Raw genomic sequence first — 18758 nt, forward strand, 5'->3', positions numbered from 1 at the left:
GGGCGGGGGTCAGTCGTCCGAGTCCGGCTTGTTCCGCGCCTCCGCGTAGGCCTGGGTGGGGGTCATGGGGACGCCGTTGAGGGCGACCGTCCTGTACGGGCTGACCTCGGCGCACTTCTTGGCCTCGTCGGCGGTCTGGGCGTGGGCGCGGGAGACGGCGGCCTTGGTGTCGGCGGGCGCGGGCGAGGCGGTGCCGCCGGGGTAGGTGGTGCCGCTCGGCCAGTCGCTGCCGATGACCAGGGTCAGGCCCGTTCCGCTGCCCTGCTTCAGATGGGAGGACGGCAGGCCGAGGGTCTTCGCGGCCGTCTGCGCCGCGCCCTTCTGGCCGGTGCCGTAGGTGAGGGTCGTGGTGGCCGCCGGGCTCGGCGCGTTGGCGGTGGTCGTCCCCGAGTCGAAGCCCGCGTCGGTGAGGGCACCGGCGACGGTGGAGGCACGGCCGGTGATCTCGGTGCCGTTCTCCACGGTGACGGCGACCTCGGACGCGGGGACCGCCGAGGCGGTGGCCTTCGCCGTCGCGGAGGCCGCCGCCGACTTCTTGCCGGAGCCGGTGGTGAGCGACTGGTCGTTGGCGATGGTGGAGAAGAGGGTCTTGGCGCCGGCGCCCACCACGACCCGGTCGCTGTCGGAGGGGTCGGGCGCCGTCTGCATGGTGGTGAACGTCATCCGCTTGGTGGGGACCTTGTTCACATCGTCCGCGAGGCCGATCAGCTTCTTCACACTGCCGAGGCCGTCGTCCACGGTGAGCGCCTTGGTGGCCGCGTCCGCGAGGCTGTAGACCGCGGTGGGGTCGGTGAGCGTGCCCGCGCTCTTGAACTTGCGGATCATCGCGCTGAGGAAGATGTGCTGGGAGACGGTACGGCCGAGGTCGCTGCCGTCGCCGAAGCCGTGCCGGGAGCGGACGAACTCCAGGGCCGCGACGCCCTTGAGGGTGTGGGTGCCCTTGGACAGCTTCAGATGCGAGTAGGTGTCGTACACGTTGGCGCTGACGCACACGGAGACACCGCCGACCGCGTCGGACATCTTGACCACGCCGGAGAAGTCGAGCTTGACGAAGTGGTCGATGGGGATGCCGGTGAGCTGGTGGATGGTGGCCACCTGGCAGGCCGGGCCGTACTGGAGGGCGCTGTTGATCTGGCCGTAGTAGCCGGACGTGGACTGTCCGGTCTCACTGTCCTTGCAGGCCGGGACGTTCGTCATGGTGTCGCGCGGGATGCTCATCACGGTGGCGTTGGAGCGGTCGGCGGATATGTGGACCACCATCTGCACGTCCGCGTTGCCGTGGCCGGACTGCACCCCCGTCTGCGAGCAGCCGCCGCCCAGTTTGCAGTCCGCCTTGCTGGTACGGCCGTCCGAGCCCATGACCAGGATGTTGATCGGGGTGCGGCCGAAGGCGTCGGCCTTCTCCTTGCCGCCCTTGCCGTCGATCGAGACGCTGTTGATGTTGCTGTTCAGATGCTGGTAGAACCACCAGCCCGCACCGGCCGTGGCCAGCACCAGGACCGCCAGGCACAGCCCGAGGATCCGCAGCACCCGCCTGCCGCGCCGCACCGGCCGGTTCCGCCGCGCCCCGCGGCCGCCGCGCCGGCGGGCGGCCGCCCGTGCCGCGGCCCGCCCGCCCGTCGGAAGCGGTTCGTCGGGCCAGGCGGTGCGCTGGCCGGGCACCCTGCCGGTGCGGCTGCGCGTGACCTGACCGGCCGGACCGTCCCACGGGTCGCTCATTTACCACTCCCACGAACGGTCGGCGGTGTACGGATGCACAGAGGTAGAGGCCGGAATCAAGATCGAGGTTGCTTGCGTAGTTGCGCAATCTAACAAAGCCCTGGCCTGAGCAGGGCGGATCCTGGGCGAATTCACAGGTGAGGGATCTCATGCAACCCCCGGGGCGGCTTTCGCCTCCGGGGGGGCGGAGCGGTCGACGGGCCCCGGGATTCCGGCCGGATCAGGCGCCGGTGCCGCGCAGGCGCCGTACCGGGGCGGAGGTCTGGTGCGAGCGGGCGGTCAACTGGCCGACCATCACCCGCACCACCGTCACGACGTCCGGGTCGTCGACGTAGTAGACCTGCCGTCGGCCCTCGCGGCGGGAGCCCACGAGTCCGGCGAGCTTCAGCTTCGCCAGATGCTGGCTGACCGCGGGGAGCGCGCCGCCCACCCGGTCGGCGAGGCGGGTGACGTCGCTCTCGCCCTGCGACAGCGCCCACATGAGGTGCAGCCGGGCCGGAGCGGCGAGCAGACCGAACGCGGCGGCCGCCTCGTCGAGCACCTCGGCGGACGGGTCCTCGAAGCGACCGACGCTGGTTGCCACAGCCCTCTCCCGTCCCTTCCGCGTCACCACCGACGCACGTGCGTGTACCCAGTGTAGGCGTCGGCACCGACACCGGGGGCCACCGAAGGAGCCGCCCACGGTGGGCGGTTCGCGCAATGTCCTGAAGGAGTGACAGAACCGCGACGACTCGGGCCCAGCGGCCCGGACGGGCTCGCTCCGCCCTTCTCTTATCTCTAGGCTTGCGCAAACAGGCAACTCACACTGCGGACGGGCACCGCCCGACCGACCGGACGGGAGAACGACGACATGGGCATCATCGGCTGGATCATCCTCGGCCTGTTCGCCGGAGCCATCGCCAAGGCCCTGCTGCCCGGCCGCGACCCGGGCGGTCTGATCGGCACCACGCTCATCGGCGTCGCGGGCGCCTTCGTCGGCGGCTGGCTCTCCGCCCGCTTCCTCGACCGCCCGGTGGAGAACCAGTTCTTCGACCTCTACACCTGGGGCGCGGCCGTCGGCGGCGCGCTGGTCCTCCTCGTCGGCTACCGCCTGCTGTTCGGCAACTCGCGGAGCTGAACGGGCGGGGCGGCGACAGCGGGAACTTGCCCGCCCCCTCATTCGTTTCTACATTGTTGTAGATATTGAAGGGGTGGCGGCCGCCCCCGGAGCGGCCGGCCCCGAGCGACCGTATGGAGTTCTCATGGCCCTGTGGGACCGCATCAAGGAATCCGCTTCGTCGATGCAGACGCAGCTCGTGGCGAAGAAGAACGACCTCAAGAGCGGCGCCTTCCGTGATGCGAGCATGGCGATGTGCGCCCTGGTCGCCGCCGCCGACGGCACGATCGACCCGTCCGAGCGGCGCCGCGTGGCCCAACTCATCGCCACCAACGAGGTGTTGCAGAACTTCGACGCCACGGATCTGCAGCGCCGCTTCGACGACAACCTGAACAAGCTGACGGCCGACTTCGACTTCGGCAAGGTGAGCGTGCTCCAGGAGATCGCCAAGGCGAAGAAGAAGCCCGCCGAGGCCCGTGCCGTCATCCAGATCGGCATCGTCATCGGCGGCGCCGACGGCGACTTCGACAAGACCGAACAGGCCGTCGTCCGCGAGGCCTGCTTCACCCTGGACCTGCCTCCGCACGAGTTCGACCTCTGACCGATCGAGGAGCGGGGCGGCCGGCACCGGGCCGGCCGCCCTACAGGGGTGTCGCGGCGTACAGGATGAAGAACATGGTCACGGCGGAGTTCGCCGCCTCCGACCAGCGTCCGGCAGCGGACTGCCCGGCAACCGCGCGGTGCCCACCACCCGGTAAAAAGACGAACACGCCCATGCGGACCGGGCCTTCCCCGTCACTCGCCCTCGGCGCGGCCCAGCAGCTCGCGCAGCAGCCGCTCGTCGTCCGGACCGAGACCGGCGACGAAGCTCGCCAGCACCGCCTCACGGTCGCTCTCCGCGTCCAGCACCCTGCGCATCCGGTGCGCCGCGAGACCGGCCTGGTCCGAGGCCGGCGTCCAGACGAAGGACCGGCCCGCCCGCTCCCGGGTCACCACGCCCTTGGCGAGCAGCCGGGTCAGGATGGTGATCACCGTCGTATAGGCGAGGTCGCCGCCGAGCCGCTCCTGCACCCAGCCCGCGCTCACCGGTTCCTCCGCCTCGCCCAGCACCGACAGCACCAGCGCCTCCAGCTCGCCCTGTCTGCGCCGCCGCGGACCCTGCCGGTCGTCCGTCACGCCCCTGTCTCCCTTCCGCCGCCGACGCTTCTGCGACCCGTCATCGTATCGACGTCGCGCGGGCGGCGGAGGAGCGTCAGGGGGCCGGGACCCGGGGGGACCCGGAGCCGCCGCACCGCTCGTACAGTCCGCGGACGACGGCGAGCCAGACCCGGCCCGGGAGTTCGGGTATCCGGTCGTGCGCCACGTCGATCAGCAGTTCCTCGACGACCAGCCGGGCCATCCGGCCCTCGTCGAAGGCGAGTCCGCCGAGAAAGCGGGCGAGCGCCTCCGCGTGGGCCTCGGCGCGGGGCGGCACGAGCCACTGGAAGAACCAGCAGACCATCCTCGCGACGCGCCGCATGTGCAGCTCGTGAAGCGCCTCGTCCCCCGGGGCGGGCGTCACCACGAAGTCCACGGCGAGCAGGTGCCGCAGCAGGTCGTGGGCCGCGTCGTCCACGCGTACGGCCTGTGGGAGCCGCTCCAGGACCATGTTCTGCGCGCCGTACGTCATCCGTTCCTCCAGGACGAGCAGCAGGTCCTGGTGGTGGGCGCGCTCCAGGCGTTCCTCCACCGAGCGGCGCAGATCCTGGGTGTGGGCCGTGGGGCTGGACACCCTCGTCAGGTCCTCCACCAGGCTCCGGATCTCCGCCTCCCGGGCACGCTCCCTGGGTTCCTTGGAGCTGCGCCACTTCCACTTCGGCACCGCGGAGGGTGCCACGGACGCCATGCTCAGGAACGCGGGCAGCGCGTGCGCCTCCAGCTCGGCACGGCTCGCCCGCGTCAGCCGGTCCATGGACCCGTCGGCCAGGGGCGGCACCCGAGGCGCGGAGGGGAGCGACGGGCCGGCGAACGAGGGGTCGGCCGTGACGTAGGGCGGCGGCGGTGCGGGAGGTGGCGGCGGGAAGACCGGCTGTTCCACGGGCGGAGGGTACGACCAAGTGGCTCCGGCCGGGTGAACGGCCGGAGCCCCACCCGTCGCGGCTGCCCCCCAGCCACGGGGCTCCCCGTGAACCGGCCCGCCCGGACCGGCCCCGTCACCAGCTGAGCCGAGGCGACCGGCACCGGCGAGGCCGGACCCGGTGAGGCCGGACGCCGTTTGACCGGGTCCCGGGAGACCGGACCCCGTGTGCCCAGACTCGGCGTGACCGGGCCCCGTGAGACCGGACCCGGCGTGACCGGACCCGACGTGACCGGACCCCGCGTGACCAGACCCGGCGTGACCGGGCCCCGTGAGGCCGGCCCCGGCATGACCGGACCCGGCATGACCGGACCCCATGACACCGGACCCCGCGTGACCAGACCCGGCATGACCGGACCCCATGACACCGGACCCCGCGTGACCAGACCCGGCATGACCGGACGCCGCATGACCAGACCCGGCATGACCAGACCCGGCATGACCAGACCCCGCATGACCAGACCCCGCATGACCGGACCCCGCGTGACCGGACCCCGCGTGACCGGACCCCGCGTGACCGGACCCCGCGTGACCGGACCCCGCGTGACCGGACCCCGCGTGACCGGACCCCGCGTGACCGGACCCCGCGTGACCGGAGTCTCCGTGGGCGGTCGCCTCCGTGTCGGGGGCCGGGGTGGCGGGTTCGACGTGGGTCGAGCCCGCTGGGCTGTCGGCGGGGTGGGCGTCGTGCGTCGGTGCGGGGTCCCGGCCGGTGACGGGGTGGGCGCTCGGGTGAGTTCCGGCCCGGTCGGGCTGACCCCGCTGCTGCGTCCCGTACGGCCCGCCGCCCGTGGTGGCGGGCGCGGCCCCGCTCGGGCCCGCGTCCGCTCCGCCCGTGGGCCCCGTGGCCGTCGCGCCGGAGTCGCCGTGGGGGGCGGGGTGACGGGGAGTCGGATCCGGCTCGGTGAACTGTTCGGCCCGCGCCGGCCAGAGCCGGCTCACGATCAGCGGGATCCGCTGCTCGTCGGGCGCCGTCGCCGCCTCGGGCACCTGGTCCAACGGGCGGACGTAGTCGCCCGAGGCCGGGGACCAGCGCAGATAGTGGTCCACCAGGCTGGTGGCGATCTGGGCGGCCTCGTCGGTGCCGGTGTCCAGCAGGTCGATCCTGTGCAGCCGGGTGTCCTCCTCCGGGGAGCCGCGCCAGGACGGGACGAACACGACCCGGTGCGGGTGGTCGTCCACCGTGTCGAAGGTGGCGAACGTCCAGCTGTCCCTGCCGCCCAGCCAGGGCCCGAAGATCCGGCACAGCCCCCACAGGGCGAGGAACGCCGGCTCCGGCAGCTCCTGCGACGGCTCCCCCGGATCCGGCGGAGCCACCGCGCACGCCTCCGCGAACGCGCGGTCGAGATCCCCGGCGGGGGCCGACACCCTCGCCTGCGGGGTGCGCAGGAACTGCGCCACGAGACAGCGCAGCGGCAGTTCGACCAGCCGTACGTTGTCCTCCAGCCGCTCCCTCATCCGTCCGGCCAGTTCCCGCAGCCGTTCCCGGGACATCGGCTCGATCGCGCCGACGACCCGTTCGGCCCAGCCGTCCTCGGCCCAGGGGACGGTCCCGAGGCTCAGGCAGTACAGCGGGCGCAGCAGCTGCGGCGGACCGAGCAGCGCGTGGCACACGGTGCTGTCGCGCCCCTGGTCGTCGTGGCCGGGAGTGCGGCGCAGCAGCAGCACGCGCTCGCCGTGCCGGTGCCGCACGATGCTGGTGCGGCGCTCGCTCCCGCGGACCCTGAGCACCGGGCCCAGTTCCTCGGCCAGCACGCGTGCCTCGCGCTCCGAGCAGGAATGGGCGACCGCCGCGATCCCGGCCCCGCGGGCCCCGCGGTTGCCGGCCCACCGGAACACCACCTGGTCGACCCGGTCGGCCGCACGGTCGGTCGCCCGGTCGGGGAAGGCCGGCCGGGCGGGGTCGCGCGGCGCGGCGGGCGTGACCGCGCCCGGACGCGGCCCCATGGCGTGGGGACGTGGTTCCATGACCGCCTCACATCCCCACCGTGGCCGGGCCGTCCCCGGCCTCGTCGCCGAGCAGCCCGCACATGGCGAGGACCGAGACCAGGGGTTCCAGCACCCGCCGGGGCCGGGTGCCGTGCACGAAGGTGCCCCGGTGGTCGTGGCTGCCCGTGGCGGAGGCGAAGTGCAGGGTGCAGCGCAGCACGCTGTCGAAGGGCCTGACCCAGGCGGGGCCGGAATGGGCGCGCAGATAGGCGTAGGCGTCGCGGCTCTCCTCCCGGAAGCGGGCGGCGGACATCCGGCCGGGCGGCGGCTCGCCGAGCCAGCGGTCCACGGGCGGTTCGAAACGCATCAGATCGCTCTTGTTGATCACCATGGCCGCGGCCACGCCCAGGTAGGGGCCGGTGCGCGGCAGCCGGTCGAGCACCGTCTGGAAGGCCGGGTCGCCGCCCCGGGTGAAGCCGAGCTGGCCGCGCAGGGGGTCCAGATGGGACATGGGCAGGGCCCTCAGGGGGTCGACCACGAAGATCAGCGCGTCGACTCCCACCATGAACCGCAGCACCCCGTCGGTACGGCGCAGGTCCTCACCGCTGAGGTCGAAGAAGGCGACCGGCCGGGTGACCCCGTCGGGACCGGTGAGCAGCAGCGCCTCGACGAACGCGGCGAACGACCGGGACGGGGTGTGCTCCAGCATGGTGCCGGAGCGGAGCACGTCGACCCGCTCGTCCATGAACGTCTTGTGGTCCTGCGGATTGACGGACTGCCAGGTCACTCCGTAGGGGTCCAGCCCGCCGTCGGTGATCTCGGCGATCATCTGGGTGAGCAGATGCGTCTTGCCCGTCGCAGAGTCACCGACCATGGCGACGGTCAGCGGGCTGCCGTGGGTGAGGTAGGGCACCGGGATGAAGTGGGCCTGGACGTCGTCGGCGTCGGCGCAGCGCTGGTAGGCGGAGCGCAGGGTGTCGGCCAGCCGCAGCGGGCTCGACCGGTGGCCGAGCTGCAGCGGTTCGTACTGCTGTTTGTCGTTGCGGACGAAGAGCTGGCGCTCGTCGTAGGAGACGACCTCCAGGCAGTACGGGCAGAGGATCTCCTGGGCGGTGGCGTCGCCCGGTACGGGTGCGCTCATCGGTGGTTGCCTCCCGTGGACCGGCCCCGGTCGGGCCCGGTGGTTCCGGATGTGCGGCCGCCGCTGATCCAGGTGCGCAGCCGGCTGCGGTCGGGCCGGGGCTCGTACTCGTAGCCGGTGAAGTCCCCGGGCGCAGCGGTGGGATGGGGGGGTGGGGCGGTGGGATACGGGGCTGGGGCCTGCCCTCCGCCGTAGTCGTGGCCGTGGCCGGTGGCGGGTCCGTCGTCCTCGGGCGGCGGGGCCACGGCACGGGCGTGCGGACGAAGCGCGAGGGCCGCGTGCTTGCGCCGTCGTGTCTCGTCGAACTCCCGGCGGTACTGCTCCAGCGGGTCCGGCAGCAGCACCCCGGCGACCTCGGCCGCCATCTCGGGCACGAGGGTGCGCAGGAGGGCGTCCGGCGTGGGCCGGTCCTCGGCGCGCCGGGCGTAGACGGGGCTGAGGGTCCCGGCCAGCGAGCGGTGCGCGGCGAGGTCGGCCGGCGGGCCGTCGGGGCTGCCCGGGCGGCCGGTGACGAGCTGGTGCATCACCTGGGCGACGCTCCACAGGGCGTCCCGGGGCTCGGTCGCCCCGACGCCGGCCCGCTGCTCGGGCGAGGCGAAGGGCGGGACGCCGTACGGGACGCGGGGCCGTCCGGTCCGGACGACGGAGCCGAGGTCCCACACCTGGACCGCGTGATCGTCCCAGCGCACGGCGCCGGGCACGATGCCGCGGTGCACCAGGCCGATCAGGTCCATCAGCCGTACGGCCAGCACCAGGTCGCGTTCGACGACGCGCTGGCCGGCGAGCGAGACGCCCTCGGTCAGCCCGGCCAGCGGACGGCCCCGGGGGACGGCGTAGAGCACGAACGGGGAGGGGGTGTTCATGTCGTGGCCGACGGGGGTGGGGAACAGCCCTGCGAAGCGGGTGCCGCCGAAGGCGCGGTGCAGGGCGAGCGCGGCGGTGATCTCCGCCTCCAGCAGGGTGTACGCCGCGCGGTCGCCGGCGGCCTCCTCCGGCAGACGTACCTGGACGCCCTTCCATCCGTCCTTGAAGCGCACGGGCCGGGCCACGGCCGGCGGCCGGACCACACGGGGGCGGTCCGGTCCGAAGCGCGCCAGGACCCGGTGCAGTTCGCCCTGCGGGGAGACGAAGCTCAGTTCCTGTTCCGTGTCCTGCCGTCCCGGTGCCGCGTCGGCCGTGCGGCCCGGCCCGGCGTCCCGCTCGTCCCGCACGCCGTTCTCGCCCGGCGACGCGGGCGCCGCACGCTGAGCGGGGGGCGGGGCGATCCGCTCCTGCCGGTGCGCTGCGTGCCGTTGGTCGTTCACCATGTGACTTCCCCACTGCGTTGGTTCGGGCGCCCCGAGGGCGCGGTCGCGGCGCGGCTCACCGCTGCGCCCATTCCTGGCCGGTGTCCGGGGCGGTTCCGCCCTCGGGACCGGGGTACGCCGCCCCGTCGCCGTCGGCCCAGGTCCGCACCCGGACGCTCTCGACGACGCCGGTGCGCAGCGGGATGAGCCGCATCCGGCCCGCGAAGCGTCCGGACGCCGTCCACACCACGCGGTCGACCGTGCCGTCGGCCGTCCGGCCGCCCTCGTGGTCGGGCCCCGGCCGGGTCTCGACGACGGAACGCACCGCCTGCGGCGCGAAGGTGATGGACCGGGCCTCCTCCGGGTCCCGGCTCAGCAGCGACAACTGGGCCGGGGGGCAGAGCAGCAGGGGCCCGGCCTGCTGGTCGCGGGACCCGAGTGCCTCACGGACCCGCTGGGAGCCGATGCCCAGCAGCGCCATCGGGTCGCCGCGCAGCCGGTCCCGCCGGGCGAACGGCGGCGCCGGAACCACCCCGCTGTGCCGCAGGTGCAGCCGCGCGGACACGATCGCCTGCCGTACGGCGGCCTCCAGCGTGCTCGGGGTCCCCATCGCCCCGACGAACGCGCGGGCCGCCGCGGCGGCGTCCGGGCCCGCGGTGCCCGCGTGGCGGCGCAGGGCGTCCACGGTGGCGTCCGCCAGGTCGGCGACGAGCGTGGGCACGAGGTCCGGACCGCCGTCACCCGCGCCCCGGTCCAGCCACGGCGGGTCGGCCCGGTGGCCGGTGCCGGGGTGTGCGCCGGGAGGGCCGGAGGGGAACACCCCCGCGCCGGGCGCCTTCTCGTACGGTCCGGGTCCGACGGGGGAACCCGGGCCGGCGTCCTCGGCGGAGAGCGGGCCGGGACCCGGCCCGGCCGGTGCGCCGTCGTGGCCGTCCTCGGGCCAGTCACCGTCCTCCCACGAGGTGTCGTCCCAGGGGGCGTCGCCCCAGTCGGGATCCGTCCAGCCGTCCTGCCCGGCCGGACGGCCGGCGGTTCCGTCGGGCGCGCCCTCGGGGGCCCGCCCCGTCTCGGCCTCGGCCGCCGCCCCGCGCAGGACGGCCGCCAGGGTCCTGGCGCCGTCGGCGCAGCGGGTGCGGTCGTCCGCCGCCCACCACTGCCGGCGGAGCGCGTCGGCCAGCACCGTCTCCAGACCGGTCAGACGGGTGTGCAGATCCGTCGCCCCGGTCTCCTCCCACCACCGGGCGATCGCCCGCCGCCACCACACGGCGACGCACACGCCCGCGCCGATGAGTCCGAGCAGGACCCCGGCGAGCGCCGCGGGGTGCGGCACGCCGACGGTCCGGCCCAGGGCGAACCCGGCCACCGCCCCGAGCAGCAGGGCCACGGACCGGGCGAGGTCGGCCCGGTGGGTACGGCCGCCCGCCGAACGGCCGGGGTGGGCCGCCGTCGCGCACAGCCCGCCGAGGAGGAACACGGCCGCCGGCAGCAGGACGAGCAGGGTGCCCGGCCAGGGCCACAGCGCGGACACCGCCGCGATCAGGGCGGTGAGGGCCAGGTACCCGGCGCGGGCCCGGGCGAAGTAGAGGGGCCGCCCGGCGGACACCCGTCGCAGGGCCTCCTCGGGGCAGGCGCGTTCCAGGTCGTGCAGGCGGGCGGCGGCGGGCACCGGTGCGACCCGCTCCGCGAGCGCGGACAGCCGTGCCGCGACGGCCCGCAGCGGCTGCCCCGAGGTGAGCAGCCGGGTCGCGAACCCCTGGAGCCCCCCGCCGGGGTCGCCGGCGCGGGACGGGCCGTCCGGCGGGGGCAGTTCGATGCCCGCGTCGGCGAGCCGGCCGAACGCCTCGCCGGAGGGGATGCCGGGCGAGCCGGTGTCGCGCAGCACTCCGGCGAGACTCTCGCGGTGGCGGCGCAGCGCGTCGACGGCCCGTTCGACGGCCCGGGGCACCTCCGCGGCCGTCCTGCGCCCCGTCAGCAGCGCGGTGGCGGAGGCGAGGTCGGCGCGGGCCTCGTCGAGGGCGCTCAGGGCCTGGACGCACGACCGGTGGGCGGCCTCGGCGGGCCCGCCGGCGCGCAGCAGCGAGGCCGTGAACCGTTCGGGGCCCGGCCCGAGCAGTCCGGCGAGGGCCGGCGGCAGGTCCTGGGCGGCGGGCTGGGCGGCGCCCGGTGCGTCGTCGCCGGCGAACCGCGTGAGGGCGGTCCGCCAGGCGCGTTCCCGTACGGCGGCCGACAGATCGTGCTCGAGGACCCGCAGGGACAGGGCGGCCACGGAGACCTGGGTGCCGCGCAGCTCGGCCAGCACCTCGTCGAAGACCTCCGGGATGCACAGCACGTCGGTGAGGGCGAGGAGGGCGGCCTCCCTCTCTCCGTCCGGGTCGTCGGTGCGGGGGTCGTGGCCCGCGCGGGGGTCCGCGGCCCAGAGCACCCCGGTGCCCGCGGACCGCAGGACCGATGCCAGGCGCAGTCGGCGGCCGGCCCCGTCGGTGACCGGCACGGCCGCGTCCCGGGAGTCGGGCAGACCGCCGACCACGAGGCAGAGCAGCCCCACGGAGCCGAGCGTCGGTGAGGCGGTGACCAGCTCGTACGCCTCGGCGTGAGCGGTCAGTCCGTCCGGGGTGTCGATCACCAGGAACCGCAGGTCCTCGCTGCCGGTGCGGCCGCCGCCGGGCAGGCGTTCGGCCACCGTGCGGCGCAGCGCGGCGCCTTCGTCGGGGACGTCCCTGCCCTCGCGGAAGTCGAGCACCACCACGGGGGCTCCCGTCGTGCTCACGCGTGGTCCTCCCAGTTCTCCGGTCCGTCCCCGGCGGTGCGCGGCGCGGAGTCCTCGTCGGGCCAGTCGGCCTCGCCGTCGGTGCCGGCGACGCCCCAGGGGGCCGCCGATCCGCCACCGGGCCAGCCGGCGTCGGGTTCCGTCTCGTGGGGGTAGACGGGGTAGTCGGGCGTGCGGGCCGCGGCGGGGGCCATCGCGGGGCGCCCCGCGGGGGCGGCGGCCGGGGTGGAGGCGTGGGCCGGGCGGGCGGCGGCCCGGCCGGCGGGCGGCGCGGCCGGCACGACGTCGTCGGTCGCGGGCCCCCAGGGATCGGGGGCGCCGTCGCGGTCGGCGGGCCAGGGCTCTCCCGGACGATCCGGGTACCGCTCGCCGCGCGGTCCGGGCGCCGTCCGCGGGTCGGGGCCGGTGGCCGTCCGGTCGGGCCGGGGGCGGGGTTCGGTGCGGCCGGGTGCGGAGGGCTCCGGCCAGTCGGAGTCCTCGGCGGCCTGCGCGCCGTACCTGCCGTCGGCGCGCGGGGCGTCGGGGGCGGTGCGGTCGGCGCCGGGGGGCCGGAGGCGGGTGGGTCCGGACGGGCGCCGTGTGCCGGGCGGGCCGGCCGGTGGAGCGGCCGGTTCGTGACCGGGGTATTCGTGACCGGGGTAGGGACCCCGCTCGGCGGACGTGTCCCGGGCGCTCCCGGCGGCCGGGGCCGTGGGGTATCCGCCGGGCGCGGAGCGGGCCGGCGGGACGGTGCCGGGGTGGCCGTGCCCGGTGCCCGCAGCCGCCGTACGGTCCCAGGGGTCGCCGCCGCGGCCGGGGGGCGGGGACGGGCGCCGGGGGCCGTGGTCGGTCTCCCCGCTGTCCCAGGTGACGTGGGAGTCGTGGGAGGGGCGGGGGTCCCAGGAGGGGGCGGTGTCCCACCCGTCCCGGGTGCCGTGGCCTCCCTCGTCGTACGGTGCGCGCTCCTGCGTGCGGCCCTCGCGCATCCACTCCTCGAGCTCGCGCAGGCTGGGGTGGGCGACCTGTTCGCTGTCGGGGAAGGGCAGGTCGAGCGCGCCGGGCAGGGTGTCGGCCCAGAACTCCCGCAGCGGGCGCACCCATTCGGCGACACGGGCGCCGTAGCGCCGCTCCCGGTCGTCGAGCAGGGCGAGCTGACGGGGCGCCACCTCGTGGACCAGCTTGAGGTAGAGCTCCGAGGGTTCGCTGCCGGAGGTGCCCAGGCCGTGGGGCAGTACGTTCATGACCACCCCGCAGTAGCTCTGCACGATGTTCTCCTCGGCGAGCAGGGCCCAGCGTTCGTACGCCCGCAGCAGGCCCGCCCAGCTCGAGACGCCGTCCTGGTACTCGTCGAGCCGGAGCTGGATGCCGGGGGCGTCGGAGCTCCGGTCGTCGTGCAGCCGGATGCGCAGCCGGACCGGGGAGGCGGGGTCGCCCTGGAAGTCGACCTGGCCGTTCCACAGCGCGCACAGCAGCCGGTGCAGGATGTGCCGGCGGTCCTCCGCGGTGCTGGCGAGCCAGTGGTCGCGGTGTCCGAGCCGTTGCCGCCAGCGCAGCACGTCGTCGTCGCGGCGGCTGTCCTGGGCCCTGGCCCACTGGCGCAGCACTTTGCGGGCCTCGGGCACCTCGGTGAGGCTCATCTCGCTGCGGAACAGCACCACGGTGATCGAGTCGGTGTCCACGGCGCGGAACTCGATGGTGCGGCGGCTGTCGCCGGGCAGTCGCAGTTCCTTCTCGAGGTGGTTCTCGACGGCGACCCTGCTCTGGGTGCCGGGGTAGGTGATGAGGACCTTCAGCCGGCCGTTGCCCTCGGGGGTGAACGCGGCCGGCAGCAGACCGGCGAGCTTGTAGCCGAACTGGTCGAGCGCCCGCTTGCTGACCTGCTCGACCGCCTCCCCGTCCCCGGCGGCGGCCGACAGGAGGGTGCCCATGCGCGGCAGCAGGGCGCGGGCCCGCTGCTGGCCGGGGCGTTCGGCGAACAGGCGCTGGATCCGGTGCTTGAGGGCGGCCTTGACCTCGGAGACGGCGGCGGGCGGGGAGTGCCGGGCGGTGGCGAAGGCGGCCCGCCGCAGGTCGGCGTCGACGAGTTTGAGCAGCAGCGCGGCCTCGTCCCCGTTGGGTCCGAGCTGGTCGCTCTCGGCCAGACGTTCCATCAGGGCCTGGTAGAAGCGGCCCAGGTTCCCCTGCGGGGGCAGCAGGTAGGAGACGCCGGTGCGGTCGTCGTACAACTCCTTGACCTGGGCGGCGTAGGCGCGCGGCTGGTCGTCGACGTGTTTCTGGAAGGCCTCGCCGAGGGCGCGGGCGTCGTTCTGGAGGGCGACCGCGGCCTGCCGCCAGCGGGGCTCCTGCTCGTTCCAGGCGCGGTGCCACACGGCGCGGGCCCGCCATTTGTACCAGCGGTCCTGGTCGGCGATGACGGCGGCCACCTCGTCGTCGCCCCAGCGCGGCCGGGACAGTCCTCCGGCCCGCCCCCGGATACGGGGCACGGACGGCGGCTGGAGGTCCACGCCCCGGGGGCGGCGGGGGTCCTGCCGGCGGTTGTCGAGCATGCCGAGGAAGCCCAGCTTGGCCACCTCCTCCGGGTCGCCGGGCACTCCCGCGATAACCCGGTCGAGGGTGAACAGGTCGACCTGGTGCAGCAGTTGCTCGGCGGCGGAGCGTGGCGCGAAGCTCTCCACCAGGGTGGGCATGCGATGGGCGACGCGCCGTTCCAGGTCGGCGAGCAGCCGGCGCATCTCCTCCACGCGGTTGCGCAGGGCGTTCTCGATCTCGCCGCTGCCCCGGGGCAGCGGGTCGGGGTCGGGCACCTCGAGGGGGTCGCGGCGCCACAGCTCGCCGAGGCCGGCGGCGGTGAACATCTCCCTCACCAGCGGTGCCGTCTCCTGCGGGCCCTGGGCCGTGGTGTCGGTCAGCCGCTGGACGGCCTGGGCGAGCATGCGGGCGGCGACCAGTTCCGCGAGTTCGTCCAGCGGCGCGGTCATGGAGGCGACCAGGCTGGTGGAGATGCCCTGCCGGCCGATGCCCGTGGCGGAGCGGGTGCGGCGGCTGACGTCGCCGTTGACGAACGTGGCGGCGAAGGTCTGGAAGTCGTCGTCGCGTCCGCCCTTGCCGTCTCCGACGTTGACGTCGGTGCCGACGAGGGAGAGGACGAGGGAGACGATGGAGCGGCGCAGGTCGTCCGGGCGGATGCCGGCCGTCGGGCTGAACAGGAACGCCGTGGGCACGGTGCCGGGCCGCAGCGAGACCGGGTGGACCTGCGGGTAGCGGATGCGCAGGGACTCCTGCTGTTCGGTGTCGCCGAGTTCGGTCCCGGCATCGGGCGCGTTCTGCTCGTCGACGAGCCGGGACAGGTCTACCACGGCGCGGGCGGCGTTGAGTTCGGCCTCCCGGCCGCCGCCCTTGGCCTCGGGGAACGCCGACGGCATGACCACGAGGGGGTAGATCCGGGCGCCCTTGAACCGCTTGTCCTTGAACGCCTGCCCGATCAGGTGCAGATAGTCGAGGAAGATGCCCGCGCCGGTGCCGCCGGCGACGGAGAACGCCACGAAGACATCACAGCCGCTGATGGTGCCGCCGCCCACCTCCTGGAGCTCGCCTCCGGAGCCGGCGATGGCGTCGATGGCGCGGTGCAGGGGCGCCACGACCGGGGCGGGGCCGTTGCGGAGGGTGGCGAAGAGCGCGGCGCGGCCCACGGTGGGCAGCTGGCCGGCCCCGTTCTTCAGCGGGGTCACCTTGGGTTCGCCGGAGTGCGGCGGCAGCCAGTCGGCGACCTCCTCGCGGAGGATGGCGCGCAGCATCCTCGTCACTTCGGGAGAGCTCTCGAAGTCCGCGGGCAGCAGGTCGTGGGTGGCGCGCGCGGTGCGGGCGTACGCCTGGCGCAGGGACGCGTCGGCGCTCAGGTGCGGCAGCCGGGCGAGTTCGGACTCGCTGTAGTCGGCGTACACGAACTGCAGGCAGCTCGGCAGTTCGTAGGGCAGGCGTCCGCCGCTGCCGGTGAGCGCGGTGCCGTCGGGGCCGCACAGTTCGGCGCGCAGCCGGCGTTCGAGTTCGGCGCCGATGAGGCCGCCGGTGCCGCCGAGGCCGACGAACAGCATCGGCTGGAAGATCTTCATCGTTCGGTTCCCCCCTGCCGGGTGCTGGCGCACGCCGGCGTCGGTGAGTGCCCAGGCCCGGGTGCGGGCCTGACAGGGGCTGTGGGGTGGGTGTCGGGGGGCCGGACCGGTGTACGGGGGTCCGGCCCCGGTCGTCACAGGGCGTCGCTGAGGTCGTCGTCGTAGGAGGACCGGCTGTGCGCGTCCTGGCCGGTGGGCTCCCGCTCGTCCCGGCCCTGGCCGCCGGTCCCGGTCGGGGTCGTGGGCCGGCGGGGCACCAGGCGGGTGAACCACCGCGGGACGCCGGGTGTACGGTTCCCCGGCGCGCCGCCGGTGCCGCGGTCCACGCGCAGCACCACGTCGCCCTCGAGGGGGACGTCGTCGCCGAGGCGGATGTCCTGGGTGCCGCCGCCGGGGGTGCGCAGCCGGGCGCCGCGGGGGTGGCGCTGGAGGGCGTACGGGCCGGCGGGGCGCGGGTCCAGCCGGGGGTCGGTGCCGGGCTCGTCCAGGACGTCGAAGCGGTACCAGGGGCCGCGGCCGTGGGGGACGAGCAGTTCGCTCGCCGTCCGTTCTCCCGCGCCGCCCCTCATGGTCAGCCGCAGCCGGAGGCCGCCCGGGTCGACGTAGGTGATGCGCTGCCGCCACTGCCACACCGGGAAGGCGAGGAGGCCGAGCAGCAGGATCGCGGCGGGGACCAGCGCCCACCACCAGGCGTCCCAGACCCGGCGCCACCAGGGCGGCACGGTGGTGACGTCGACGGTGACCAGTTTCGCGTCGAGCGGCCGGGTACGGTCCTCGCTGTCGACGGTCTCGAGCCGGGCCGTGATCCGGTGGGGCCGCTGTCCGGCGCCGACGGTCAGCCGGCCCGTGCGGGTGACGGACCCGCCGGGGGCGACGGTGATCTCCGACGGGGAGAGCGTCAGCGCGCCGGGTTCGGCGTCCCGCAGGGACAGCCGCAGGGTCCGGGGCTCGCCGGAGTCGTTGGAGGCCATCAGGGTGAAGGGGACGCTGTCGCCTGCGTGCGCCTCGGCGTCGTCGACCCGGAGTTCGGCGCGGACGTCGGGGTTGACGGGGGCGGTGCGGGTGAGGAAGGGGCGGTGGTCCGCGGTGAGACCGACGGCGCCGAGGACGCCGACGGCGGTGAGCGCGCCGTCCGCGGTCCTCGGGATCCGCACGGTGCCCGTGAACCGGCCGTCGCCGGCCTTGGTGTCGCCGTTCTCGCCGGTGTCGTCGAGGTCGAGGGCGCGGGGCGCGAACCCCTCGCCGGTGAGCCTGCCGGAGACCTTGAGCCTGCGCAGGTCCCTGGCGTCGCCGACGCCCGCGCCGTCGCGGGTCTGGAGGCTCAGTTCGACGCGGGCCGTCTCGCCGGGGCGGGGGGAGGCGGGGGTCATGACGATGGACGAGCGGACGGCGCCGCGCCACTGGACGGCGACGCTCGCGAGCCGGTCGCGGTGTCCCTCCGGGGCGTCCAGGCGGACCCGCCAGGTGCCGGGCCGCGGGTCGGTGATGCGCAGGGACTCCACTTCGCCGCCCGCGCCGGCGAGTTGGAAGGTGGAGCCGTCGGCGCGGGTGCCGGGCTCGACCTTCCTGCCGCGCGGGTCGTAGTAGGTGGCCTTCACCGCGGGGTCGCCCTTGGAGACGACGACGGTGGCGAGGGTGGCGAGCGGGGACAGCCGCAGGGAGATGTCGGCGGGCGGGGTGTCCTCGACGGGCGGGTCGGTCACCAGGCAGCGGGCTCCGGCGAAGGCCCGTTGCACGGCGTTGCCCAGGGTCGTGGAGTCGGGGACGACGGCGGCGCGCGGCCGGGCCGCGGGGAGGTCCACGCACCCGCCGCGGTAGCCGCCGGCCGCCATGGCGGCCAGGGCCTTCTCGTCGATGGCGTCACCGAAGCCGAGGGGCCAGATCTGCACCTTGGCGCGGGCGGCCTCGGCCAGGGCCTTCGTCAGTTCCTGCGCGCCGTTCTTCGCCCGGCTCTCCTCGTCGGCGCCGTAGGCCGGGCTGTCGGCCACGTCGAGCTTGCCGTCGGTGAGCAGGAAGAGGATGCGCGGCCGGTCGCCGGTGTGCTCGCCGAGCCGGGTGACGGCCTGTCGGATGACGGCCGGGAAGTCCGTGCCGGTGCCCGTGCCCTTCTCCCGTCGTGCGAGACGGTCGATGCACTCGCCCGCCTTCTCCCGGGCCACCGGGTCGAGTTCGGTGGTGGGGCAGACCTCGTCCACCGGGCTCTGCTCGTCGTTGTCCGCGCTCGCGAAGCCGAGGACGGTGAGGCGGGACTTCTCGGAGATCTCGCCGACCGCGATCCGGCCGGCGGCGTCCCGTTCGCGTTCGACGTCGGAGGCGCGCAGGCTGCCGGACTCGTCGACGGCGACGGCCAGTTCCACCGGGGCGGAGACGTCCGGCGCGGCGACGGGTCCGGCCGGTATCGCGCTCGCGGTGGCCGGTGCCAGCAGCAGCGCCGTCAGCAGACCGGCGGTGCGGCGGACCCGCGCTCGGCGGGCCCCTCTCGCACCCCGCGGGCGGACCGGTCCGCCGCGCGCCGATCCGGTGATGTGTGAGTTCACGTCCTCCCCTTTACCATCCTGTTACTTCATGAAATGTCGGGCGCACGACCCGCGTGCGTTCCCGTCGTCCGGGGCGTCC

Annotated in this window: 11 protein-coding genes; 2 read left to right on the forward strand and 9 right to left on the reverse strand. The window is 75.0% G+C overall.

Features of this window, described 5'->3' with window-relative positions; all coding sequences use genetic code 11:
• Positions 1-9: 9 nt before the first annotated feature.
• Complete coding sequence (locus OG852_RS08805; protein WP_330347536.1) at positions 10-1719, reverse strand: LCP family protein; 1710 nt, start codon at positions 1717-1719, stop codon at positions 10-12.
• 220 nt (positions 1720-1939) lie between these two features.
• Positions 1940-2302 (reverse strand): ArsR/SmtB family transcription factor, encoded by a 363-nt coding sequence (locus OG852_RS08810; RefSeq protein ID WP_133913715.1) that lies wholly within the window; start codon positions 2300-2302, stop codon positions 1940-1942.
• A gap of 267 nt (positions 2303-2569) precedes the next feature.
• Between OG852_RS08810 and OG852_RS08815 the strand changes: the two genes are divergently transcribed.
• Both OG852_RS08815 and OG852_RS08820 read left to right on the forward strand, forming a co-directional pair.
• Complete coding sequence (locus OG852_RS08815; protein WP_330347537.1) at positions 2570-2836, forward strand: GlsB/YeaQ/YmgE family stress response membrane protein; 267 nt, start codon at positions 2570-2572, stop codon at positions 2834-2836.
• Positions 2837-2960: 124 nt separating this feature from the next.
• A complete protein-coding gene (locus OG852_RS08820) occupies positions 2961-3416 on the forward strand; it encodes a tellurite resistance TerB family protein (protein WP_133913717.1) in 456 nt (151 codons plus the stop codon).
• Positions 3417-3610: 194 nt separating this feature from the next.
• Here the strand turns inward: OG852_RS08820 and OG852_RS08825 are convergent, their stop codons facing one another.
• The 7 genes from OG852_RS08825 to OG852_RS08855 form a co-directional block, all read right to left on the reverse strand.
• Entirely contained in the window at positions 3611-3991 is a 381-nt protein-coding gene (locus tag OG852_RS08825; protein WP_330347538.1) for a BlaI/MecI/CopY family transcriptional regulator, read from the reverse strand.
• 76 nt (positions 3992-4067) lie between these two features.
• Positions 4068-6899 carry a hypothetical protein gene (locus OG852_RS08830; RefSeq protein WP_330347539.1) on the reverse strand — a complete coding sequence of 944 codons (2832 nt, stop codon included), beginning with the start codon at positions 6897-6899 and terminating at the stop codon, positions 4068-4070.
• Positions 6900-6906: 7 nt separating this feature from the next.
• Positions 6907-8001, reverse strand: a complete 1095-nt coding sequence (locus OG852_RS08835) for a hypothetical protein (protein ID WP_166663582.1) — start codon at positions 7999-8001, stop codon at positions 6907-6909.
• Positions 7998-9308 carry a hypothetical protein gene (locus tag OG852_RS08840; RefSeq protein WP_166663583.1) on the reverse strand — a complete coding sequence of 437 codons (1311 nt, stop codon included), beginning with the start codon at positions 9306-9308 and terminating at the stop codon, positions 7998-8000. The genes OG852_RS08835 and OG852_RS08840 overlap by 4 nt, the downstream gene beginning before the upstream one ends.
• A 55-nt stretch (positions 9309-9363) precedes the next feature.
• Complete coding sequence (locus OG852_RS08845) at positions 9364-12054, reverse strand: hypothetical protein (RefSeq protein ID WP_133913721.1); 2691 nt, start codon at positions 12052-12054, stop codon at positions 9364-9366.
• On the reverse strand, positions 12051-16142 hold the full coding sequence (locus OG852_RS08850; protein WP_330347540.1) for a tubulin-like doman-containing protein: 4092 nt from the start codon (positions 16140-16142) through the stop codon (positions 12051-12053). Before OG852_RS08850 ends, OG852_RS08845 begins: the two co-directional genes overlap by 4 nt.
• Positions 16143-16276: 134 nt before the next feature.
• The gene (locus OG852_RS08855) at positions 16277-18679 is read right to left on the reverse strand and encodes a vWA domain-containing protein (protein WP_330347541.1); all 2403 of its coding nucleotides are present in this window, start codon (positions 18677-18679) and stop codon (positions 16277-16279) included.
• Positions 18680-18758: the final 79 nt, after the last annotated feature.

This window comes from Streptomyces sp. NBC_00582 (assembly GCF_036345155.1).
Taxonomy (GTDB): Bacteria; Actinomycetota; Actinomycetes; order Streptomycetales; family Streptomycetaceae; genus Streptomyces.

What these genes read in the sequence shown, in the direction of transcription:
- OG852_RS08805 (WP_330347536.1), bottom strand. Translation starts at nt 1,719, where the DNA reads ATGAGCGACCCGTGGGACGGTCCGGCCGGTCAGGTCACGCGCAGCCGC.
- OG852_RS08815 (WP_330347537.1), top strand. Translation starts at nt 2,570, where the DNA reads ATGGGCATCATCGGCTGGATCATCCTCGGCCTGTTCGCCGGAGCCATC.
- OG852_RS08820 (WP_133913717.1), top strand. Translation starts at nt 2,961, where the DNA reads ATGGCCCTGTGGGACCGCATCAAGGAATCCGCTTCGTCGATGCAGACG.
- OG852_RS08830 (WP_330347539.1), bottom strand. Translation starts at nt 6,899, where the DNA reads ATGGAACCACGTCCCCACGCCATGGGGCCGCGTCCGGGCGCGGTCACG.
- OG852_RS08835 (WP_166663582.1), bottom strand. Translation starts at nt 8,001, where the DNA reads ATGAGCGCACCCGTACCGGGCGACGCCACCGCCCAGGAGATCCTCTGC.
- OG852_RS08840 (WP_166663583.1), bottom strand. Translation starts at nt 9,308, where the DNA reads ATGGTGAACGACCAACGGCACGCAGCGCACCGGCAGGAGCGGATCGCC.
- OG852_RS08850 (WP_330347540.1), bottom strand. Translation starts at nt 16,142, where the DNA reads ATGAAGATCTTCCAGCCGATGCTGTTCGTCGGCCTCGGCGGCACCGGC.